This window comes from Paenibacillus monticola, from assembly GCF_009664975.1.
GTDB lineage: Bacteria > Bacillota > Bacilli > Paenibacillales > Paenibacillaceae > Paenibacillus_AQ > Paenibacillus_AQ monticola.
Genome location: NZ_WJXB01000011.1, coordinates 33889 through 55896, shown reverse-complemented (window position 1 = coordinate 55896; position 22008 = coordinate 33889). Strand labels below are relative to the sequence as shown.

Below are 22008 nucleotides of genomic sequence, written 5' to 3'. Positions count from 1 at the left end.
GAACATATTAGACTCACACTAAATTTGCCTTATTTACACTAGAAAGCTTAAACTATTATTATGCGATTTCATGCACCGAGGAGGAAGTACGTTGAGAGGAAAGTGGAAAGGTAGTATTGTCGTGGCGCTGCTGGTAATGATGACCTTAATTTCAGGTTGTGGTGGGGACGACAGCAAGAATTCGGTGACAATCTTCATGATGCCTAATGGGTTGACTCCGGACAGCAAATTTCAAGAGACTGTAAAAGACAAGCTGCAGGATAAGCTGGGTGAAGAGACGAAGGTGGAGTTCAATTCGTCGCCTATCTATAATATCCAAAAGCTGATGGTTGAATATGCGGCTGGGATGAATGACCTTGTCATTTTGTCTAAAGCGGATGTGGAGAATTACGGTAAGAATGGTGCCAATCTGCCGCTGGATGACTATTTCAAGTCTGAGGATTATCCGGAAGGTGTGTTCGAAGGTGGAGTGATGCGGGGTGAGGAAGATGAGCTTGTTCAGGAGAAACACTTATATGCGATTCCCTTGTCGAAGCTGAAAATGTTACAGGATGCTGGATTTGCACCCGACGATGTGTTCGTGACGCTCGCTGTTTCTGCTGATAGTGTGGATAAGAGCATTGCTGCGATTAAGGCGATGATGGAATAAAGGAGGAACAATTGATGGCGATCTATACACGTACGGGAGATCAAGGAGAAACTTCAGTTATCGGCGGCCGCGTGGGCAAGGATGATGTCCGCGTGGAAGCCTATGGAACTATAGATGAACTGAACTGTTTTGTAGGGCAGGCCCGCAGTCTGATGGTAGATGAGAAATTCGCGGATGTGCGCGAGCAACTGCTGGAGATTCAACACGAGCTGTTCGATTGTGGTTCCGATCTGGCTTTTGTGAAGCTCAGCGAGGGGAAGTATAAGGTGAAAAGCGAGATGGCGGAGCGGCTGGAAGGCTGGATTGATACCCTGCAAGCAGAGAATCCGCAGCTGGAACGCTTTATTCTGCCAGGAGGCAGCGAGCTCTCGTCAGTAGTACACGTCTGCCGTACCGTCTGCCGACGGGCCGAACGGCGGGCGGTTACACTAGGACGAAGTGCAGATATAAACCCGCAAGCGGTTATTTATCTGAACCGGCTGTCAGACTACTTCTTTGCATTGGCGCGGACGGCAAATACACGGTCAGGAATTGCTGATGTAGAATATGTCCGCAGTAAAAAGGTGTTCCGTAACTAACATGACTAGCTATTATTCACCCATTACCTATATAATACCGCCCGCTGAGGACGGTATGCTGCTCAAGACCATCCTGCAGAAGCGGATGGATGTATCGCGCAAGCTGCTCTCCCGCATCAAGCTGACAGAGCAGGGCATCACGCTGAACGGAGAACGCGTCTACATTAGCGTTCGTGTGCAGGCAGGAGATACTGTACAGATTCGTATGGCGACGGAGACGTCTGAGGATATCTTGCCGCAGCCGATTCCCTTTGATATTCTTTACGAGGATGAACACCTGCTTATTGTCAACAAGGCAGCAGGCATTATTGTACATCCGACGCATGGACATTATACGGATACACTAGCGAATGGAATCGTCTATTATTGGGCGCAAAAGAACGAGCGCTTCCGCTTCCGTCCGGTCCACCGACTCGATCAGGAAACCTCCGGTGTGCTCGTGATCGCGAAGAATCCTTACAGTCATCAGCATATTTCCGAGCAGATGATTGCTGGAACGGTAGACAAACGCTACGCCGCGTTTGTGCATGGCACTCCAGAGGAGCCGTACGGTGATATCGACGGTCCGATCGACCGTGATCCGGAGGAGCCGCACCGTCGCATAGTGACGCCGGATGGTTATCCTTCCTTGACCCGGTACGAGGTCAAGGCGGTTTACCCCAGCGGCACAAGCGTCGAGCTGAAGCTGGAGAGCGGGCGCACCCACCAGATTCGGGTGCATATGACCTCTATCGGCTGCCCCTTAATCGGTGACGGTATGTACCGTCACGAGCTATATGGCATACCGGAACTCACCGCTGCCCAGGCTGAGCAGCTCGAGGCGGTGGCAGCGCTCGACGTTGCGATGACGCGCCAGGCGCTGCATGCCGTACGGTTGACCTTCCGGCATCCGATACTGCTGCAGGAAATGACCTTCGAAGCCCCAATGCCGCCCGACATGGCGGCATTGGAGGCGCAGTTGCAGCAAGCTGCAGCTGCGAATTGTGATTTATAAATCCGGCGATGAAGTAACGGAGGGGAAGTTTGGAACTGTAGGAGCGACAGCGACCGCCTTTGTCCCCGGATGTTATCCGCAGAAGGCGATAAAATTAAGAACATCTGGGGACAACAGCGGCCGGAAGTCCAAACATTCCCCGCAGTTACGAAATAATCAGCCGGATATGAGGGAGCACACCATGAGTCAATTAAAAGTATATCAATACCCCAAATGCAGCACCTGCCGCAGTGCGGTGAAATGGTTGCAAGGCCAAGGGCATGAACTGGAGCTTCAGCATATCGCAGAGCAGCCGCCGACGGTGGAGGAACTGCGTGAGCTGGTGGCGAACAGCGGCCTGGAACTGAAGAAGTTTTTTAATACAAGCGGTGAGGTTTATAAAGCACAAGGGCTGAAGGATAAGCTGCCCCAGCTTAGTGAGCAAGAGCAACTGGAGCTGCTGGCGGCTAACGGGATGTTGATCAAACGTCCTATCGTCAGCGATGGAAGCAAGGTTACAGTTGGATTCAAGGAAGAACAATATGCGGACGCCTGGACTAACACCTGACTGACAAGATTATAAAAGGAGAGGTTACACATGAGCGCAGAAACAACGGGCCGGGTAATGCTGGTAGATGGAATGGCGCTGCTGTTCCGGGCTTTTTATGCGACCTCTTATGGAGGATATATTCGCAAGACGAAGGCAGGATTACCGACGAATGCGGTATACGGTTTTTTACAGTATTTTTTCGATGCGGTCAGCACCTTTGAGCCTTCGCATGTCGTATGCTGCTGGGATATGGGTAAGGGGACGTTCCGGACGGAGAAATATTCAGGCTATAAATCAAACCGGATCGAGGCACCTCTAGAGTTGATTCCACAATTTGAACTGGTCAAGGAAGTTGTAGCAGAGCTTGGTGTGCCGAATATTGGTCTCGTGGGTTTTGAAGCAGACGATTGCATTGGTACATTAGCTTCTTATTTTAGTGAGGAGTCTGAGGTCTATGTTCTGACCGGAGACCATGATATGCTGCAGCTGGTGAATGATAGCGTGAAGGTAGTTATTATGAAAAAAGGCCGTTCGAACTATAAAGTGTATGACCTTGCCGAGCTGCTGGAGGACAAAGGGCTAACCCCTCTGCAGGTCATCGACCTGAAGGGTTTCATGGGCGATACAAGCGACAATTATCCTGGCGTAAAGGGGATTGGAGAGAAAACTGCACTGAAGCTGCTGACTGAATACAGGACAGTTGAAGGGGTGATCGAGAACCTGCATCTGCTGCCCAAGGGTGTGCGGGCCAAGATCGAAGCCGACCTTGAGATGTTGCATTTGTCGCGGGATCTGGCACAGATCCGCTGCGATGTGCCCATTGCCTGTACACTGGCTGAATGTCTGTGGGAATTGCAGCGGGAGACGGCGGCACGTAAGTTCGAGGAGCTGGAATTCGGTAGCCTGATGCATCTGATTGCCGGAGTAAAGGACGAACGGGGCATTGTGCAGATCGAGCTGGGGGATCTGGGTTAATCCTCTGATTGGATAAGCTATATGAAAAGGGATAAGCAGTGAGTTTGAGCTGCTTATCCCTTTTTTGCATTCTGCTAAGGTATCTTTGAGCGTACCAAGACCATTTGACATTGGTTTGATATCAAACTATAATGTGGTCATGGAAAAAAGAGATGCTATTTCATTAATTTCTAAAATTAAGAATAAAGTCAATCGGTTTATCGTGGCAGAAATGATGAAGCATGGGATAGACGGTATTATCACTTCGCATGGGGATATCATCTATGCGTTATTTAAGAAGCCCAGACTCACTATGGCGGACATTTCTAAAACGATTGGGAAGGATAAATCTACAGTCACAGCACTTGTCGACAAGTTGGTCCGGCTCGGATATGTGACAAAGGAAAGGGACAGAGAGGACACAAGGGTTGTATATGTTACTTTGACTCCTAAGGGGAGTGAACTGGAACCAATCTTTGAAACGATATCTAAAGAAATGTTAGATGTGTTTTACTTAAACATCTCTGAAAAAGAAAAAGAAGACCTGCTTAACATTTTAAAAAAGGTTTATGACAACTTTTAATTTTTCTCAAATAGTTTTATATCAAACTAAATGATGATGAGGAGGAAATAAATCATGAAAGATTTTACGAAACAATTACCCTATCACACGGAGAAATATATTGGGGGGGATGATTTATTTCTAGAGATATTCGAGGGGGAGTATAGCACAGAAGAAACTAAAAAAAGGGCTCCTTTACTGTTTGTACACGGTGCCTACACAGGAAGTTGGATGTGGAGTAAATACATACCTCATTTTATCAGTGAGGGGTGGAAATGCTACGTTATGAATTTGAGGAGTCACTATAAGAGCAGGCTCATGGATATGACTAAGATTACTTTTGAGGATTATTTGGAGGATATTAAAAAAGTTATCGCTGAATGTGATGTTCCACCGATCCTTATCGGATTTAGTATGGGAGGGATTTTGAGCCAGAAGTTGGCTGAAACCGCCGAGATCGAAGGTTTGGTCTTGATCGATTCAAGTATAAGCAAAGAAGTATATGAAGCAATGCCATACAAAGATATAGTCCAGACGACACCTGGTATCATATTGCCTGCCCCAGCCCGTGAAGAGGATTCAAGTTTAGATGAAACGTCAGATGACATTGAATTTCAAAGAAAGTATCTGACAATGGAGTCATCAAAAGCATTTAGCGTTTTTTCTTTTCATTTCGGGGCAAAGGGTATATCCATAGACAGCAGTTCAATATCTTGCCCGTGCTTGGTTATCAGTGCAGTAAACAGTGAGGACGATGACATTCGGGGTAGCTTGTCAGCTGAGCACCTCCATGCTGACTATACAGGACTTTGGGGCACAACTCATACCGGATTGCTCGTAGGGCAGAGATATATGGAATCAGTAGATAGAATCTTGAGTTGGTTAAAAACAATTTAAAATAGATGCCAAAGTAAGATATCATGTTGGGGGATCTGGGTTCAGAGCACAGGAGAAGGGATAAGCAGCGAGTTTGAGCTGCTTATCCCTTTTTCATTCCAACTCATAACTATTCTTGATCTTGAAATCATAATATCGTCCATCATCAACCGCATTTCGTCAATTGGTTCATCCAAGGTTGGGCGTTAGTATAAGGATATGTGATGATCGAAATAGGTGATCTATAATTTGGACGGAGGGGAATTATGATGATATGGCGGAAGGCAGAAATTGAGGGGTATGCCGCTTGGATCGGCGAGACAGATCTGGTGTCCATAGGAATTATTCCGGAGCTCGGCAGTAAGATGATTACACTGCGCAACCGCAAGACAGACCGAGAATGGTTATGGCGTAGCGGGAAACCGTTAGGGAACGGAGGGTATGGTTCCTCCTTCGCAGCGGGGGACGAGAGTGGGTGGGATGAGATGTTTCCTTGTATTGATGCCTGCATGTATCCGCAGCAGCCTTGGCAGGACAGAGCTATTCCTGACCACGGTGAGGTCTGGTCCCTTGGCTGGGAGCATCATTGTACAGGGTCAGCTTTGCATTGCCGTGTGGAAGGGGTACAACTTCCTTATTTGTTGGAGAAGGTGTATTCCTGTGCTACAGAAGGTACAATTCGTATCGACTATACACTGACGAATAAGTCGGATTCTCCATTCTCCTTTCTATGGGCAGCGCATCCATTATTGCAAATCCATGAAGGGATGCAACTGCACATGCCTAGCGAATTAAAGGAAATAGAGGTAGCGTATTCAGAGGGCGGACGTTTAGGAGTATCTCAGGACACACGCTCTTGGCCTTTTGTCCAAACTGCTGCCGGAATAGTTGACCTGAGTACCATGGAGCCAGCGGCAGGCAACTTCGCCGAGAAATACTATTTCACTGGCAAGCTTGGTGATGGTTTCGTCGGGATTAGTGACCCCGTGACTGGTGAAGCCTTATGGTTCACTTTTCCGGCGGAGCAGGTTCCCTATCTGGCAGTATGGGCCAATTATGCCGGCTATGGCGGAAACTATCATGTTGCACTTGAACCGGCAACCGGCAGAATGGACAGTCTCCAGCAGGCTATTCCGCGAAACGAAGCAGCCGTCGTCGAGGGCCAGGGTATATACCGCTGGTTTCTTGAGATAAATATAACCTAGATAGGATTAACTAAAGAATGTAACAAAAGGCAGAAGTAACGGAGGGGGATTTTGGAACTGTAGGAGCGATAGCGACCGCCCGAAAGCTTTCCGTAGGAAAGCTCGCATCGAAAGCATAAGCTGTCTCCGGATTTCATCCGCAAACAGCGGCCGGAAGTCCAAATATTCACCGCAGTTACGATGATGCCGCTTTTACAACAAGGGGGGAACTGGGAATGATCAATTGGCTATTCATGAATCGCAGCATCCGTACCAAAATCGTATGGAGCAACATCCTGATTTCCCTGGTCCCTTTACTTATTTTGTCCTATCTATTTTACCAGTCGAGCACCCGTTCTTTGGAGCAAGCGATGGTCCGCAGTTCTGATCAGAATGCTGAATATTTATCGGATTATCTGGATCAATATTTCCGCAATATTTCAACATCGGCGCTACAGGTATACGGATTTAAGAGTGTGCTCGATTTAATGGAGAATGGCACGAATTATAATGATGCCAATATTATTGACATCAGAGAGTCCTTGGCCAGCTATTATCGGCTGGTGGTGAGCAAGAATACCGATGTCATCAAAATTGTAGTGCTTGGGACGAATAATACGGTTCAGGACACCTGGTCTAGAGCTGACAGTTATAATGCGATTACGCTTAATGAGCAAGTGCCTCACTACAAGGAAATTGCGGATCTGCCGTTTCAGCATTCCCTGATGTTTACCTACAAGGACCCCGCCTTACAGCAGGATCTGTTCGTATATGCCATGACCATTTATGATCCTTTCTACAAAAAGAAATTTGGTTCATTGATTTTTTATGTAAAAGGCAAGGATTTCTCCAAGATGATGGAGACGTATAACCGGACACCCAATGTGATTGTATTGCAGAATGAACATGGCGAAAGATTTTATCAGACGAACGAAACCTATGCCCAGGAAATAGAACCTTTTACGCGTCCTGCCACGTTGATTGATAGTGATGAGCATGAATTACATTTTTCAGAGGGGCGCAATTTGCTCGCCAGTACTTCATTCCTCGACCATTCCAATATTGGACTTAGTATTATTTATCCGAGTACCGAGCTGGCACATAACCGCAAGAACACGTTACGGATCACAATTATGGTGTTTGTGCTTGTGATGCTGGTTATTGCTATCTTCTCTCTACTAGCCCAGCAGTATATCACGAGACCGATACAGTTTCTTGGAAAAGCGATGAGATCTGTCCGCAATGGCAATTTCAATGTCACTTTGAAGCCTAACCGCTGGCATGATGATTTGTCGGAGCTAACGGCTAACTTCAATTTCATGACCGAGAAAATTCAGGATTTGATTGAAAAAGAATACAAAATGCAGCTGCGGAACAAGGAAGCGCAGTTTCTGGCGCTCCAGATGCAGATTAATCCGCATTTCCTATACAACACGCTACAGACCATTGGCGGCAAAGCTGTGCTCATTGGCGATTACGAAATTCATGAAATGTGCCGTGCCTTGGGGGATATGTTCCGCTACAGCTTCTATGAAGGAAATATGGAATCCACGCTTGGCTTGGAGCTGGCCCATCTGAATAATTACTTATACATTCAACAGCTCCGGTTCGAGGATTCGCTGCAGATGGAATTTAATGTCCAATCACAATTAATGGACTGCTCCGTTATCCGGTTTGTGCTGCAGCCGGTGATGGAGAATACGATTGTGCATGCTATGGGTAAAGAGGAGCAGCACAGGCTTCAGGTGTGGGTAGCTGCGGTGAGGTCTGGGGACGATGTGCTGATCACGATTCAAGATAATGGACCCGGCATGGAAGAAGGAAAGCTGACTGCGCTGCAATCTGCACTGGAGTATCCCTCCTCTGAAGTGTTCTCTGGTGTGTCGATTGGACTGCGGAATGTCCATGAGCGGATCAGATTGTTCTATGGACCCTCGTATGGTCTCCGACTGGACAGCAAGTCTGGCGCGGGTATGACCGTAGAAATCAGAATTCCGTATAAGCAATCAGGAGGTCAATAATGTATAAAGTGATGGTTGTGGATGATGAATCTTGGGGACGGAAATCCATCAGCAAAATGATCAGCGAGCTCTCACTGGATGTTGAGGTGATAGCCGAAGCCAAACATGGCGAAGAAGCGCTGAAGTTAATTCAGCTTAACAAGCCTCATATTATCGTAACCGATATGAATATGCCGGTCATGAATGGCCAACTGTTCTTGGAGACCCTGCATGCTATGCATAGCGATATTAAGGTGATCGTGATCAGCGGGTACTCCCAGTTTGAATATTTGAAGGCAGCGATCAGGTACCAAGCCTGTGAATATTTGCTTAAACCGGTATCCATGGTAGATTTGCAGAGTTCGATGGTGAAGGCGACAGAATCCATTCGCAGCTATATGAGCTTGCAACAGCAGCAGAAGGAGACTAGAGATCTCTGGAAGCTGAAGAGAAGCGTATTTTTGCAAAATGTGACCAGTCGGCGGATTACTAATAAATCGGATATCGATCAGCAAACGGAAGAGCTGCGAATTGCTAACACCGTGGGAAGCTATCGGCTGGTTGTCATCATGTTCCGCCAGTTTCATGAAACTGCACGCACCAATTTTCATGGGAATGCGGATTTGCTGATGTATAGTATTGAGAATATTTTACAAGAGCTTATGCCGGACGAGTTGGCTCTTGTATATAAATCGGATGACCGGATGAGAATTTGCCTCATTCTGGATGAAACCTTATCCAATGATGAGACTATCGGCTGGTTAACTGAATTTAATCACGCGGTTCATCGGATGCTGAAGCTGGATATTCTCGTGGGGATCAGTCCGGTGTACGAATCTTTGCTGGAGCTTCCGGAGGCCTTTCGTGCTGCTAATCAGGCTATTGAACAGCAGGGGCTGCATGCTACAGATCTGTTGATTTCCCTGGCAGAAGTTACGGGTGAAGGTAAGGGGGAGCAGATCTTGACCTCCTTTGACAGGCAAGCCATCCGGCAAGCGTTGGCCGCGGGGAATGTGAAGGATAGCCGTACACTGTTGAATGATTATAGACAGAGAGTAAGCGCTAGCACCAACATAACGCTCAGTCAGGTTCATCAGGAGTTGGCCATGATTATGGAGATCGCTAGTTCAGAGCTGAAAGGAATGGCGGTGGCCCTTCCCTCGCTCTTCAATTCGGATGCCCTTACAGGCGTTCTGGATGACCGTGCGCTCAGTTTACTGCTAAATCAGTGGATAGAAGCGATTGATAGATATGGCGCCCATCGTAAAGAGTCGGAATCCGTACAATTGATTCAGGACATTGTGGTTTTTTTAGATAATCATTATTTTGAAGATGTGAGTCTGATTGATGTAGCTACGCGCTTTCATATGGACCCCAGCTATTTGAGCAAGCTCTTCAAAACGGTTACCCAGGAGAACTTCATCGAATATGTGACTCGCAAAAGAATCGAAAAGGCTTGTGAGCTGCTGCATTCGTTCGATCGAAAGATCAGTGATATCTCCGAATTGGTCGGCTATGAGAACCAGCGTTACTTCAGTCAGGTATTCAAAAAAAACACCGGCCAGACCCCCTCCGAATACCGCGAATCGCAGCTGAACCCACAGTGAATACAAAATATTGAACATGAGACTGACCATTTATTACATTACTAGTTCTCCTTGAAATCGGTACGATAGAAGCAGGACGAAGCACAAATCGTTCCTTGCTAAAAAAGATGAAGGGGGAAAAAATTTGAAGAAGCTGATGCCGTTAGGCCTCTGTGTTCTACTATTCAGTCTCGTATTGTCCGCATGTGGAGGCAACAATGAGAAGCCGGCTGCTAACGGGAATACCAATGCAGCAGTTACCAATGCACCTGCCAACACTGCAACTGAAGAACCAGTGACCATTAAGTTTATGCATTTCAAAAGTGACTTTACTGATCAGATCGCTAAAATTGTTGAACAGTTTGAAACTGAAAACCCAAATATCAAGGTAGAGGTACAGCCTGTCAAATATGATGATTATTACACGCTGCTGAAGACCAAATTGGCAGGCGGAGACGTTATTGATGTCTTTACTCTGAATGCCGGATTTAACACTCAATTATTTGCGGACGGCGGTTATTTGGCCGATTTGACCGGCCAGCCCTTTTTGAACAATTTCGATGACAATGTGGTGAAGGGTCAAGCCACCAACGGGAAAAATTACATTATGCCGTTGAATGCAAACCCGATTGCCGTGTTCTACAACAAGAAGATATTCAAGGATCTGGGGCTTGAGGTTCCAAGAACCTATGATGCAATGATTGCAGCCGCAGAAAAGATTAAGGCAGCTGGTAAAACACCATTCGCCTTGGGCTGGAAAGATGGTTGGACACTCACTATGTGGAATACCCGTGATATGCCAAGTATCTCTGCTCTGGTTGATGGCCAACCCGACTTCTTCGAGAAGATCGAGACGGGAGCAGCGAAATTTGCCGATAACCCTGCTGTAAGAACGACAATAGAGCATGCTCAACAAATGTTTGAACTTGGCAATAAGGATCAACTCGGCGTGGATTATAACGGTGTAGTAGACCTGTTCGCCAAGGGCAATGTCGGGATGATGTACATGGGAACCTGGCCGTTGCCAGATATCGAGAAGAAGAATCCTGACTTGTACAATAATGACTTAGGTTACTTCCCGTACCCTTTCAGCAACGATGAGAGTCTGAATAATTTGGACTTTAATGCCGATGCTTCGCTGGCGATTGGCAGCAATACCAAACACAAGGAAGCAGCTATTAAATTTCTGGATTATATGTCTAGCAAAGAGGGCGGAGACGCCTGGGTTGAGAATATCAAATCTTTGAGCTACGTAAAAGGCACTTCAACCGATATCGCTCCGGCCATCAAAGACCTCCAGCCGTATTTCGATAACGGACAAACGTATGATTCCCAGCTTTATTTAGCCAAAACAACGATTGATTGGAGAGCACAATTCGATCAGAACCTGCAAAATCTGTTCTTCAAGAAAACAACACCAGATAAAATCATTGCCGATATGGATGCTTGGTTAAGCAAAAACCATAAATAAGGCTTACTAGATAGAAGGCATGGGTATAGCCTGTGCCTTTTGTCTGTTTGGGAGAGGATGGACCTATGGGAAACTTAAAACAAGCCATGCGGAAAGAAATGTGGTATTTACTCTTTATTTTGCCAGGAATCTGTTTATTTGTAATGGCAGTTGTCATTCCTTTGATTATGGGAGCCAGATATTCGTTCACGAATTGGGATGGAGTTTCGAATACCTTTGCTTCGATTGGTTGGGATAATTACGTGCAGGCGTTTCAAGATCCCGGTTTTTGGGAAGCGTTATGGAACACGTTCAAATATGCATTGATTCTGACGATTCTCGTAAATGTGATCTCGCTGCTGCTAGCCTTGGTATTGGATTCTTTCTTGCCATTTAGAAATATCTTTCGGACGATCTTTTTCCTGCCAAGTGTTATTTCTATTGTGCTGTCGGGATTTATTTGGAGCTACAACTACAGCACGGGTATTCCTACGCTGCTTAGTCATTTAGGGCTTGATGTCACCAGTCCACTGGGCAATCCTGACTATGCCTTATTTGGTCTGATTCTTGTCGCTCTGTGGCAGGGTGTGGGAGCGCCTATGATTATCTATATAGCGGGTCTGCAAGGGATTCCGAATGAATTGCACGAAAGTGCAAAGATCGACGGTGCAGGTTCCGGCAAGGCGTTCTGGTATATTACACTGCCCCTGCTCGCCCCTTCGGTCACTATTAATCTGCTGCTTGTGCTGACAGGCTCGTTAAAGGTATTTGACCTGGTATATGTAACAACAAAAGGAGGACCTGGCTTCTCCACAGAGGTAGTGTCCACCTACATTTACAGAACTTCATTTTCATCCTTTAAGGGTGGTTACGGGATGGCGTTATCCATGATGTTTTTCTTAATTCTAGTAGTTGTAACTGTTGTTCAGATGTCCATCTCCAGAAGACGGGAAGTGGAGATGTAATGAAAAAGAATCAAGTTGCTGTATTCATTGTTGTATTGCTCTTAGCAGTGGTCTTTCTATTTCCTATTTATCTGGCTGTGCTGATGTCAGTTAAGACGGCCAAACAAACCTTTGATTCCTTTTATGCGTTGCCGTCCAGCTTTGATCTCTCCAATTACTGGCATGCCTGGGAAACCTCGAAATTTCCTATAGCCATTACCAATAGTCTGATCATCACCTCACTTTCTGTGATATTGATTGTCCTTGTATCCGCGCTTGCGGGTTATTCGATCGCCAGAAGGAACAAACCTTTTTACAATATCATATTTCTGCTCTTTCTATCAGGGATGATGATTCCTTTTCAGGTTACGATGCTTCCGCTCTACAAACTGGGTAAAAACCTTCATATGCTCGACACCCATTGGGGAATTATTTTAATTTACGGAGGGTTTGGTGTTCAGACAGGTGTGCTCTTTTATACGGCCTTTATCCGCCAGATTTCCAAGGAAATTGAAGAGGCTGCCAAAATAGACGGCTGTTCTACTCCCGGTATTTTTATGCGGATTATTATTCCCTTATTGAAGCCGGTCACGGCAACGGTAGTCGTATTAAACGCCTTATATATTTGGAACGATTTCTTGCTGCCGCTGCTATATTTACAGGATAATTCATATCGGACTATTCCTTTACAGCAGTATTTCTTCTTCGGGCAGTACAGCAGCGATCTGAATCTGGCGTTCGCGTATGCTGTGATGGGGATGATTCCGGTCATCGCGTTCTTCCTGGTCATGCAGAAATTTATTATCAAAGGGATCGCAGCCGGTGCAGTTAAAGGTTAACGAAGAATAGGGGGAGCACACTTGCCAATCTCATATTTGGAAGAGAGTCAAATATTTGAAATCCAGATGAATCATAGCTCTTATATATTTGGAATTAATGAGAAGGGAGCGGTTCAGCACCTGTATTGGGGGAAGCCGGTAGTAGCAGAATGTGCTGATTTATTAAAGATCCGGCACCATAGCTCCTTCGATGCAGATTTGAACCGTACGCTTGGGGAGTATGGCGGATGGGGAGGCAGTCATTACGCTGAGCCTTGCCTGAAGGTGAAATTTAACGACGGCGTCCGCGATCTGAAATTACAATATTCAGGTTATGAGTTGGTCCAGGACAATCAGTTAGTCCTACGGCTGACGGATGTTTATTACCGTCTGCGTGTTGAAGTGTGTTATACCTCCATCGATGCAGATGATTTGCTGGAAAGAGGGGTCAAGATCTATAACGATGAGGCTGCTCCCCTGCAGATCGATCAGGTCATGGCGGCAGCTTGGTCCATTCCAGCTATGCCGTCCTCACGGTTGACGCATGTAGCGGGCCGCTGGGCGGGTGAATATCAACTGAGAACCCAACTGTTGACCGAAGGCAAGAAGGTGCTCGAATCCCGTAGCGGATTCACGGGACCCCATGCCAATCCGTGGTTTGCGATGGATAACGGGAAGGCGGACGAGACTTCGGGTCAGGTCTGGTTCGGTGCACTGGGCTGGAGCGGGAACTGGAAAATAGTCGCGGAGAAGTCGAACTTTGGCCATGTTCATATTGTTGGAGGCATTAACGACTTCGATAGTGCCTTCACGTTGGCCCCAGGCGAGAGTTATACCTCGCCCGTATTTACGGGCGGGTTCGTCTCCGGCGGTTTCGGCGAGATGAGCAGAAATCTGCATCACTATCAAAGCACGGCTATTCTTCCGAGCTCTCGGGTTAAGAAAGTACTTTATAATTCATGGGAAGCGACTGAATTTGCCGTTGAAGTGCAAGGACAGAAGGCTTTGGCTGCGCAGGCAGCCCGACTCGGTGTTGAACGATTTGTAGTCGATGACGGTTGGTTTGGCAGCCGCAGCAGTGATCGGGCCGGTCTCGGTGATTGGCAGGTGAATCCAGAGAAGTTCCCCCAGGGGCTTCAGGAGCTTATCGATGAAGTCAAACGGCTGGGCATGGATTTCGGACTATGGGTAGAACCTGAATCCGTTAATCCGGACAGCGATTTGTACCGCCTACATCCGGATTGGGTCTACCAGTTCCCCACACGCGAAGGCACATTGCTCCGTAATCAATTGCTGCTCAATTTGGGCAAACCTGAGGTTAAGGAATTTGTGCTGGATTTTATGACCGAGCTGCTCAGCACGTATGATATCTCCTTTATTAAATGGGATATGAACAGAACGGTTACGGAACCCGGTGCAGTACCACTGCTTGAGTATGCCGGACAATCCGTATGGATCAAGCATGTAGACCATTTGTACGAGATATGGGCTGAGCTCAGAAGCAGGTTCCCGTATGTGGAGTTCGAGACCTGTGCAGGCGGGGGAGCCAGAATTGATCTGGGCATTCTACGCTTCGCAGATCAAGCCTGGATCAGTGACAATACCGATGCCCGGGATCGTCTGACCATTCAGGAAGGTTTCTCTTATGTATATAATCCTTCCGTCATGATGTGCTGGGTGACAGAATCACCTCATAATATGAACGGCAGGAGTTTGCCGTTATCCTTTCGCTTTCACAGCGCGATGATGGGGGGCTTAGGCATCGGAGCGAATATCGGCCATTGGTCGGATGAAGCAATGGCCGAAGCGCTACGGTATGTCGAGCAGTATAAACAGATCAGGCATGTAATTGCCGAAGGCAGCATGTATCGGCTGGCTTCTTTTCGGGACGGCGATCTGGCAGCCTATCAATATATAAGCCCCGACCAGCAGGAGATTGTGATATTCGCCTTCCAGCAGGCACAGTATTTCGGATACGCTGAGAAAAGATTGGTTCTGCAGGGCTTAGCACATGATGCTCAATATCAGCTGGAACAGCAAAATAACGAGCCAGACGTAGTTTGGCATGGTTCGAATCTGCTGAATATCGGCCTTCCACTGACCTTGTCAGGAGATTATGCCAGCCAGCTTATTCGTTTGAAGCGCGTTCCGTGAACTATGTAAGATGAACTTAAGATTTACCTAAATCGGCTTTAATCGTAACTGCGGTGAATGTTTGGACTTCCGGCCGCTGTTGTCTCCAGATTTCTTGATTTATTCCGCTGTTTGCGGATGAAATCCGGAGACAACCTATGCTTTCGATGCGAGCTTTCCTACGGAAAGCTTTCAGGCGGTCGCTATCGCTCCTACAGTTCCAAAATTCCCCTCCATTACTTTTGCCATTTGCAAAGTTTTCTAGTTCATCTTATATAGTATGGAATTTAAGTAGTTACCATTTTTCCGCCGTTGACATGAATGGTCTGGCCTGTAATGTAAGATCCATCATCGGAAGCAAGCAGCACGTACACGGGAGCAAGCTCATAAGGCTGTCCGGCACGTTTCATCGGGACATCCGTCCCGAAGGTTCGGATAGCCTCCGGCGACTGCGTTGCCGCATTAAGCGGTGTCCAGATGGGTCCGGGAGCGACCGCATTCACCCGTATTCCCTGATCGACAAGATTATTGGCAAGGGCCCGGGTAAAACTCACTACTGCTCCTTTGGTAGCAGTGTAATCGATCTGCTTAGGCGCGCCTACATATGCAGTGACGGAGGTTGTATTCACGATACTGCCACCTGAGCACATATGAGGCAAAGCCGCTGTCGTCATGTGGAAGAAGGAGATGATGTTGGTATCGAACGTATCTCGCAGCTGCGCTTCGCTAATGTCCAGATAGTGCTCCCGAACGAATTGAATTCCGCTATTATTGACCAGAACGTCTATCCGCCCGAAACACTCCATCGTCGATTTTACCGCATGGCAACAGGCCTCTTTACTCCGTAAGTCCCCCGGAATTAACAGACAGCATCGACCTAAACGGTTAATCACGTCTTTGGTCTCCAGCGCATCCCGATGTTCATCCAGGTAAGCAATGGCAACATCAGCACCTTCCTTAGCGAAGGCCACGGCAACAGCCCGGCCGATTCCGCTGTCTCCACCACTTATAATAGCCACCTTGTTCCGTAGCTTGCCGCTGCCGATGTAATTCGGATTATCAAATATAGGACGGGGATTCATTAAGTATTCAAGCCCTGGCTGTCTCGTTTGATTTTGAGGGGGGAAGGCGATAGGCACCTCTTCACATTGAACTTCTTTGCCGATGTATGGATATAGTGGATTCATGGATTTCCTTTCCTAAAGCTGATTTTGGAATTAGTATATTCTGCGCAGATGAAGGGGTGCCCAGAGAATTCATAACGTCCGCTTCCACTTTTATCACAGACACCGTATCCCAAGTCCGCTATGCTGTACAGGATAAATTAGCGATGAAGCAAGGTGCCCTTGGTTTAGTCAAGGGATAATAGGGAATCGGGTGCAACTCCCGAGCGGTCCCGCCACTGTATAGGTTAGTCACTTTTCAACAGGTCACTCGGAGATTACCGGGGAAGACGAAGAGTTGACGTTATCAGCCGAAGCCAGGAGACCTACCTTGTTTCCGCACACCACGACTCTACGCGGATAGGAGCGGTGTACGAATTAGTGAATGAGACATGAGCAGACTTTAGTGACTCCTGCAAAAGACTGAACCTTTCAGCTCTGCTGCTTATGAGGCGACAGGTCTGCTGCTGCGCGTGTGATGGCGTTCTCTTTCATATCTGATGACGTACATACTACTCCCTCCCCCACGGGCGGGAGTTTTTTGCTTTCTGTTTTGCAAAATAAGGAATCAGGGAGGCAAATGTATGAAACCACGCAGCCTATGGAAATTCTCGGCAATGGTGGCTGGATTCACTTTTTATTTACTGTTCAATGAACCGGGAACAGCGCAGGCGATGCACATTATGGAAGGATTTCTGCCTGTAGGTTGGGCCGTATTCTGGTGGCTGGCCTTTGTACCTTTCTTTGTATTCGGTATCCTGAAGCTCAAAAAAATGACCAAGGACAACCCGGAGCTGAAGCTGCTGCTGGGTCTGGCGGGGGCATTTACCTTTGTATTGTCAGCTATGAAGCTGCCCTCTGTAACCGGGAGCAGTTCTCATCCCACAGGGACGGGGCTGGGCGCCGTGATGCTTGGACCCCTGCCCATGAGTGTGATTGGCTCGATTGTATTGCTGTTTCAAGCCCTGTTGCTGGCACACGGCGGGATTACGACACTTGGAGCCAATGCCTTCTCGATGGCAGTGGCAGGTCCTTTTGCCGGATATGCAGTGTATAAGCTGGTGATGAAGCTGACGCCCCGTGAGAAGCTGGCGGTATTTGCTGCGGCCTTCATCGCTGATCTTATGACTTATGTCGTGACTTCCTTTCAGCTTGCGGTGGCTTTTCCAGCAGCAGAGGGCGGGGTGCTTGCGTCTTTTCTGAAGTTTGGCAGTATTTTTGCGGTGACCCAGATTCCGCTGGCGATTAGTGAAGGACTGCTGACCGTGCTGCTCTGGAATTGGCTAAGATCCTATAGTCCTAACGAGCTGTCACTACTCAAACGTGAAACGAAAGGGGTGGAGTCTAAATGACTGCCAGATGGAGAAACGGATTAATGTTGCTGGTTGTTATCCTACTGGTCGTGCTTCCACTGCTGTTTGTGAACGGGGATTTCGGTGGGGCTGATGATGCCGCAGAAGGAGCGATCAGCGAGATTGATCCTGGATATAAGCCTTGGTTCAAGCCGCTGACCGAGTTGCCTGCAGAAACGGAAAGCATGCTGTTCGCCCTGCAGGCTGCTATAGGTGCCGGAGTCATCGGCTATACGATTGGTCTGTTGAAAGGCAGACAAGAGCGGCAAAAGCCTCATGATCAGAAGAATTGATGCCATATCCTATACGAACGCTTTCCGGCACCTGTCACCGATGTGGAAAAGCGCATTCGCGGCAGTAATGTTCATTCTGTCCTATATGCTACATCCGGTTTTACAGCTGGCAATCTCGCTCTGGATGATTCTGTGGTGTATCGGCTATGCCAGAATTCCGCTACGTGCGTATGGGCTGCTGCTTGGCTCGGCGCTGCTGTTTTACTGCATAAGTCTGCCGGCATTATTAATTGAGATTGGCCAACAGGCAGCTCCAGAAGCCGTGATGTCCGTCCATCTTCCGCTATCTTCACTTTCACTCTATATTACGACTGCGGGAATACTGCGTGGAAGCTTGCTGCTCGCGCGGGTAGCGGCCTGCATGACCTGCTTCTTGTTTATCATCTTCACCACGCCATTTGCCGAATTGCTGCAGGTACTTCGTAAGTTGCGTATGCCGCAAATTGTGCTGGAGCTCATGCTTATTATGTATCGCTTTCTGTTTCTGCTGGGGGATACAGCACATGGAATGCTGCTGGCCCGGCGGCTGCGCGGCGGTAGAAGGGGGTTCATGGCCCGGTTAAAAGAGTTCGCAGGGATGGCGGGTGGACTGCTTGCCAAAACCATACATCGCTATCACGGGCTCTCACAAGGACTCTTGACCCGAGGGTTTACCGGCGAAATTTCTTTGCCGCCTTATGTAGCGCGTCCGGTTCCACGCAGGTATATTATCGAGGCCTATGCCGGAATAACAGCGCTGCTGCTGGCCCAGCTGTGGATGATGTGGAGTTCATGACATTTTTAATAAATGAATGAGGAGATTTGGATGCATAAGGAATACGAGGAACATAAGGAACATTGTCTGGTTTTCGAAGAAGTTGTTTATAGATATCCCGATACGGTATTGCCTGCGCTGCAGGGCTTGAGTGTGGCTATTCCTAAAGGCTACCGAACGGCTGTACTTGGCCATAACGGTTCCGGTAAATCGACGATGTTTCTGCAAGCTGTTGGCATCTTGCGTCCACAGAGTGGCGAGGTGATCAGAGCTGGAGCGGAATTATCTTACGCTAAAAAAGACCTAGCCGACCTGCGCCGCAGTGTCGGACTGGTCTTTCAGGACCCAGAGCAGCAACTGATTCTGAATACGCCGCTGGAGGATGTATCATTCGGGCTTCGCAACGCCGGAATGGATGAACAGACGATTAAACAGCGCTGTCATGAGGTATTGGAACAGCTGGATCTGACCTCCTTCAGTGACAAGCCCATCCATCAGCTCAGCTTGGGCCAGAAGAAACGCACGGCACTCGCAGGTGTTATGGCGATGAAGCCAGAGCTTCTTTTGCTGGATGAACCAACCTCCTATCTGGACCCATTATCCGAGACCTTGCTGCTGGAGGGACTTGAGACCATTTATCAGCAAGGCACAACCATCGTGATGGCTACACATGATATGAATTTGGCCTACCGCTGGGCGGACTGGGTGATTGTGCTGGAGGCAGGAAGGTGCTTTGCTGCGGGAACACCCGCTGACATCTTCGCCGAGCGGGAGGCCCTGCAGGCCATAGGGTTGGAGCTGCCGCTGCTGGCTGATTTATGGCAGAGCCTGCCGCCGCGTCTGACCGCAGGCCAGACGGCGCCGCGTAATGCCGGGGATTTCAAAGATATGCTGAGTCTGCTGCTAAAAGAGGATATGAGCTGATCCATTCATCAGCTAATGCTAAGAGTGCCAGAATTTCGGCTCTAAATGCTGGATGAAATCCAGGATTCTTATTCCAATACACTCTACATTACTGAGATGTTGGATCAAATCCAACTTTCAAGCGTCGCAGTGTTCCTAGCGAAAGGCAATCCTGTATTTCATACAACAATCTGACTTTTGCAGGCTATTTATAAAGAATAAGCTGTAAAAAATACATGATTTCACAAGTGGGTTGAACGTTATAGTCTGCACAAAATTGAAATATAAAGTGAACGGGGGAAGCGACATGAAGAAACGAGGCAAGCTGCTTATTATCGGCTTTGGCCCTGGTGCGCTGGAGCATATTACGGGTCGCGCACTGGCTGCGCTTGACGAAAGTGAGGCCGTAATCGGTTATAACACCTATGTGGATCTTATTAAACCGCTGCTTCACCAGCAGGAGATTGTCGGAACGGGCATGACCGAAGAGGTCAGCCGAGCACAGGAGGCAGTGCGCAGAGCAGAAGCTGGGCAGATTATTGCTGTGATTTCCAGCGGAGATGCTGGCGTATATGGCATGGCTGGTTTGGTGTACGAGGTGTTGATCGAGCGAGGCTGGAATCGCGCAGAGGGTGTAGAGGTTGAAGTGATTCCCGGTATTTCGGCGATTCAATCTTGTTCTTCGCTGCTCGGTGCACCGATTATGCATGATGCCTGTACCATTAGTCTAAGTGATCATCTTACGCCTTGGGAGACGATAGCCACACGTGTTGATGCGGCGGGCGCAGCTGATTTTGTAATTGCCTTCTACAATCCACGCAGCGGAAAACGGACGCGCCAGATCGAGGAAGCTCGCAATATTTTGCTGCGTTATCGTGATCCGGCTACACCAGTGGGGATTGTCAAAAGTGCCTACCGGGACAAGCAGCAGTCCATAGTAACGACTCTTCAGGATATGTTGGAGCATGAGATCGGAATGCTGTCCACCGTGGTGGTTGGAAACTCAGCCACGATGGTTTATGAGGGGTTAATGGTGACGCCGCGTGGCTATGAGCGCAAGTACAGCCTGGGAGCGGACACCCAAGACCTGAAGCCGCATGAGCGGCTGCGGACAGCGGCGGAGCCTTGGAGTTTGGCTGCTTCTGCCAAGAGCAGTGTGGATATGAAGGCGAGCTTGGTTGCAGAGAACGCAGTCACAGGCAGCACGGAACGAGAGCAACAACCAAAGACAGTATTACTAGTGGGACATGGCAGCAGAGTCGCGGAGGGTAACGTTGAGCTGAGGGAATTCGCAGATTTGCTTGCAGCCCGGAAGCCCGAGCTAACCTTCGAGACCTGTTTTATAGAATTGGCGCAGCCTTCGATTGCAGAAGGCATTGATAATTGTATCCGAGGCGGGGCCACCACGGTTTATGTGGTGCCGATTATTTTGTTCGCGGCCGGACATTCCAAGCTGGATATTCCAATGGCTATCGACCAGGCCAAACTCAAGTATCCTGCTGTGCAATTTGTGTATGGCCGTCCAATAGGCGTGCAGGACAAAGCGGTGGATATTTTGCTGGACCGGATCAAGGAGGCTCTACCCGTTGTGCAGCCGGAACAAGTGGAGATACATCCGGCAAAGGTTGAGGATAAAGATACGATTATACTCGTAATGGGCCGTGGGGGCAGCGACCCGGATGCGAATAGCGATTTCTACAAAATGACGCGCCTGCTATGGGAAAAAACTAACTATAAGAGTGTCGAGAGCTGCTTCATTGCTATTGCGAAACCTTCCTTGCCGGAGGGTCTGGAGCGTTGTTTGGCTCTGGGCGCGCGTAAAATTGTTGTGTTGCCGTATCTGCTGTTTAGCGGAGTGCTGATGCAGCAATTTACGGAGATGGTGGCCTTATTTGCGGTAGCTCACCCGGAACTTGAAGTTGAAATCGGCAGCTATTTGGGTCTTCATCCTCTGCTTGCCGACTTGATGACCGAGCGGATTGAGGAAACATTAATAGGCCAATCCTTTGCCAACTGTGATAACTGCAGATACCGTGATGAAGCAGCCGAACACCACGATCACAACCACGACCACCACGACCACCACGACCACCACGACCACCACCATCATTATGGCGAAGAGGGACATGGAGAACATGGGGGGTATGAAGAACATTATGATCATACGCACGAACAGGAACTTCAGCACGGACATGGACAAGGCCATGAACATGCTGGGCATACGCATGAATATGAAGTGACAACTCAAGCAACTCCAGTAACCGACTCCGTGGGAAGGTAACCGTT

General features: G+C 48.1%; 20 protein-coding genes and 1 riboswitch. Of the genes, 19 read left to right on the top strand and 1 reads right to left on the bottom strand.

Annotated features, from left to right (window positions below; all coding sequences use genetic code 11):
* Window positions 1-91 precede the first annotated feature (91 nt).
* The 14 genes from GJB61_RS23175 to GJB61_RS23110 all read left to right on the top strand — a co-directional run bounded on the left by GJB61_RS23175 (window position 92) and on the right by GJB61_RS23110 (window position 15278).
* A complete protein-coding gene (locus tag GJB61_RS23175) occupies window positions 92-649 on the top strand; it encodes a type 2 periplasmic-binding domain-containing protein (RefSeq protein ID WP_154121403.1) in 558 nt (185 codons plus the stop codon).
* Window positions 650-663: 14 nt separating this feature from the next.
* On the top strand, window positions 664-1227 hold the full coding sequence (locus GJB61_RS23170; RefSeq protein WP_154121402.1) for a cob(I)yrinic acid a,c-diamide adenosyltransferase: 564 nt from the start codon (window positions 664-666) through the stop codon (window positions 1225-1227).
* A gap of 1 nt (window position 1228) precedes the next feature.
* Entirely contained in the window at window positions 1229-2221 is a 993-nt protein-coding gene (locus tag GJB61_RS23165) for an RluA family pseudouridine synthase (RefSeq protein ID WP_154121401.1), read from the top strand.
* Window positions 2222-2402: 181 nt separating this feature from the next.
* On the top strand, window positions 2403-2768 hold the full coding sequence (locus tag GJB61_RS23160) for an arsenate reductase family protein (protein WP_154121543.1): 366 nt from the start codon (window positions 2403-2405) through the stop codon (window positions 2766-2768).
* Window positions 2769-2798: 30 nt separating this feature from the next.
* Complete coding sequence (locus GJB61_RS23155) at window positions 2799-3725, top strand: 5'-3' exonuclease (protein WP_154121400.1); 927 nt, start codon at window positions 2799-2801, stop codon at window positions 3723-3725.
* 64 nt (window positions 3726-3789) lie between these two features.
* A complete protein-coding gene (locus tag GJB61_RS23150; RefSeq protein WP_229522395.1) occupies window positions 3790-4287 on the top strand; it encodes a MarR family winged helix-turn-helix transcriptional regulator in 498 nt (165 codons plus the stop codon).
* Window positions 4288-4341: 54 nt separating this feature from the next.
* A complete protein-coding gene (locus GJB61_RS23145) occupies window positions 4342-5163 on the top strand; it encodes an alpha/beta hydrolase (RefSeq protein ID WP_154121398.1) in 822 nt (273 codons plus the stop codon).
* Window positions 5164-5408: 245 nt separating this feature from the next.
* A complete protein-coding gene (locus GJB61_RS23140; protein ID WP_154121397.1) occupies window positions 5409-6347 on the top strand; it encodes an aldose epimerase family protein in 939 nt (312 codons plus the stop codon).
* A gap of 215 nt (window positions 6348-6562) precedes the next feature.
* The gene (locus tag GJB61_RS23135) at window positions 6563-8347 is read left to right on the top strand and encodes a sensor histidine kinase (RefSeq protein ID WP_154121396.1); all 1785 of its coding nucleotides are present in this window, start codon (window positions 6563-6565) and stop codon (window positions 8345-8347) included.
* Entirely contained in the window at window positions 8347-9933 is a 1587-nt protein-coding gene (locus tag GJB61_RS23130) for a response regulator transcription factor (protein ID WP_154121395.1), read from the top strand. The genes GJB61_RS23135 and GJB61_RS23130 overlap by 1 nt, the downstream gene beginning before the upstream one ends.
* Window positions 9934-10057: 124 nt before the next feature.
* Window positions 10058-11383 (top strand): ABC transporter substrate-binding protein, encoded by a 1326-nt coding sequence (locus tag GJB61_RS23125; protein WP_154121394.1) that lies wholly within the window; start codon window positions 10058-10060, stop codon window positions 11381-11383.
* A 65-nt stretch (window positions 11384-11448) separates the two neighbouring features.
* Window positions 11449-12327 (top strand): carbohydrate ABC transporter permease, encoded by an 879-nt coding sequence (locus GJB61_RS23120; protein ID WP_154121393.1) that lies wholly within the window; start codon window positions 11449-11451, stop codon window positions 12325-12327.
* Complete coding sequence (locus GJB61_RS23115) at window positions 12327-13145, top strand: carbohydrate ABC transporter permease (protein ID WP_229522394.1); 819 nt, start codon at window positions 12327-12329, stop codon at window positions 13143-13145. The genes GJB61_RS23120 and GJB61_RS23115 overlap by 1 nt, the downstream gene beginning before the upstream one ends.
* A gap of 21 nt (window positions 13146-13166) precedes the next feature.
* Window positions 13167-15278, top strand: a complete 2112-nt coding sequence (locus GJB61_RS23110) for an alpha-galactosidase (protein ID WP_338116054.1) — start codon at window positions 13167-13169, stop codon at window positions 15276-15278.
* A 266-nt stretch (window positions 15279-15544) separates the two neighbouring features.
* Here the strand turns inward: GJB61_RS23110 and GJB61_RS23105 are convergent, their stop codons facing one another.
* The gene (locus tag GJB61_RS23105) at window positions 15545-16444 is read right to left on the bottom strand and encodes an SDR family oxidoreductase (RefSeq protein WP_154121392.1); all 900 of its coding nucleotides are present in this window, start codon (window positions 16442-16444) and stop codon (window positions 15545-15547) included.
* 134 nt (window positions 16445-16578) lie between these two features.
* Window positions 16579-16768, top strand: a riboswitch (cobalamin riboswitch).
* A gap of 236 nt (window positions 16769-17004) precedes the next feature.
* Between GJB61_RS23105 and GJB61_RS23100 the strand changes: the two genes are divergently transcribed.
* The 5 genes from GJB61_RS23100 to cobJ all read left to right on the top strand — a co-directional run bounded on the left by GJB61_RS23100 (window position 17005) and on the right by cobJ (window position 22003).
* Window positions 17005-17772, top strand: a complete 768-nt coding sequence (locus GJB61_RS23100) for an energy-coupling factor ABC transporter permease (RefSeq protein ID WP_154121391.1) — start codon at window positions 17005-17007, stop codon at window positions 17770-17772.
* Window positions 17769-18065: an energy-coupling factor ABC transporter substrate-binding protein gene (locus GJB61_RS23095; protein WP_154121390.1), complete on the top strand. Its 297-nt coding sequence runs from the start codon at window positions 17769-17771 to the stop codon at window positions 18063-18065. Before GJB61_RS23100 ends, GJB61_RS23095 begins: the two co-directional genes overlap by 4 nt.
* Window positions 18049-18840 (top strand): cobalt ECF transporter T component CbiQ, encoded by a 792-nt coding sequence (cbiQ, locus tag GJB61_RS23090; RefSeq protein WP_154121389.1) that lies wholly within the window; start codon window positions 18049-18051, stop codon window positions 18838-18840. The genes GJB61_RS23095 and cbiQ overlap by 17 nt, the downstream gene beginning before the upstream one ends.
* A 12-nt stretch (window positions 18841-18852) precedes the next feature.
* Complete coding sequence (locus GJB61_RS23085; protein WP_229522390.1) at window positions 18853-19743, top strand: energy-coupling factor ABC transporter ATP-binding protein; 891 nt, start codon at window positions 18853-18855, stop codon at window positions 19741-19743.
* Window positions 19744-20029: 286 nt separating this feature from the next.
* A complete protein-coding gene (cobJ, locus tag GJB61_RS31875) occupies window positions 20030-22003 on the top strand; it encodes a precorrin-3B C(17)-methyltransferase (protein WP_229522379.1) in 1974 nt (657 codons plus the stop codon).
* Window positions 22004-22008 lie beyond the last annotated feature (5 nt).

Excerpts from the sequence above, each read along its gene's own strand:
- GJB61_RS23170 (WP_154121402.1), top strand. The coding sequence starts at position 664 with ATGGCGATCTATACACGTACGGGAGATCAAGGAGAAACTTCAGTTATC.
- GJB61_RS23165 (WP_154121401.1), top strand. The coding sequence starts at position 1,229 with ATGACTAGCTATTATTCACCCATTACCTATATAATACCGCCCGCTGAG.
- GJB61_RS23160 (WP_154121543.1), top strand. The coding sequence starts at position 2,403 with ATGAGTCAATTAAAAGTATATCAATACCCCAAATGCAGCACCTGCCGC.
- GJB61_RS23155 (WP_154121400.1), top strand. The coding sequence starts at position 2,799 with ATGAGCGCAGAAACAACGGGCCGGGTAATGCTGGTAGATGGAATGGCG.
- GJB61_RS23145 (WP_154121398.1), top strand. The coding sequence starts at position 4,342 with ATGAAAGATTTTACGAAACAATTACCCTATCACACGGAGAAATATATT.
- GJB61_RS23140 (WP_154121397.1), top strand. The coding sequence starts at position 5,409 with ATGATGATATGGCGGAAGGCAGAAATTGAGGGGTATGCCGCTTGGATC.
- GJB61_RS23135 (WP_154121396.1), top strand. The coding sequence starts at position 6,563 with ATGATCAATTGGCTATTCATGAATCGCAGCATCCGTACCAAAATCGTA.
- GJB61_RS23130 (WP_154121395.1), top strand. The coding sequence starts at position 8,347 with ATGTATAAAGTGATGGTTGTGGATGATGAATCTTGGGGACGGAAATCC.
- GJB61_RS23120 (WP_154121393.1), top strand. The coding sequence starts at position 11,449 with ATGGGAAACTTAAAACAAGCCATGCGGAAAGAAATGTGGTATTTACTC.
- GJB61_RS23115 (WP_229522394.1), top strand. The coding sequence starts at position 12,327 with ATGAAAAAGAATCAAGTTGCTGTATTCATTGTTGTATTGCTCTTAGCA.
- GJB61_RS23105 (WP_154121392.1), bottom strand. The coding sequence starts at position 16,444 with ATGAATCCACTATATCCATACATCGGCAAAGAAGTTCAATGTGAAGAG.
- GJB61_RS23100 (WP_154121391.1), top strand. The coding sequence starts at position 17,005 with ATGAAACCACGCAGCCTATGGAAATTCTCGGCAATGGTGGCTGGATTC.
- GJB61_RS23095 (WP_154121390.1), top strand. The coding sequence starts at position 17,769 with ATGACTGCCAGATGGAGAAACGGATTAATGTTGCTGGTTGTTATCCTA.
- cbiQ (WP_154121389.1), top strand. The coding sequence starts at position 18,049 with ATGATCAGAAGAATTGATGCCATATCCTATACGAACGCTTTCCGGCAC.
- GJB61_RS23085 (WP_229522390.1), top strand. The coding sequence starts at position 18,853 with ATGAATGAGGAGATTTGGATGCATAAGGAATACGAGGAACATAAGGAA.
- cobJ (WP_229522379.1), top strand. The coding sequence starts at position 20,030 with ATGAAGAAACGAGGCAAGCTGCTTATTATCGGCTTTGGCCCTGGTGCG.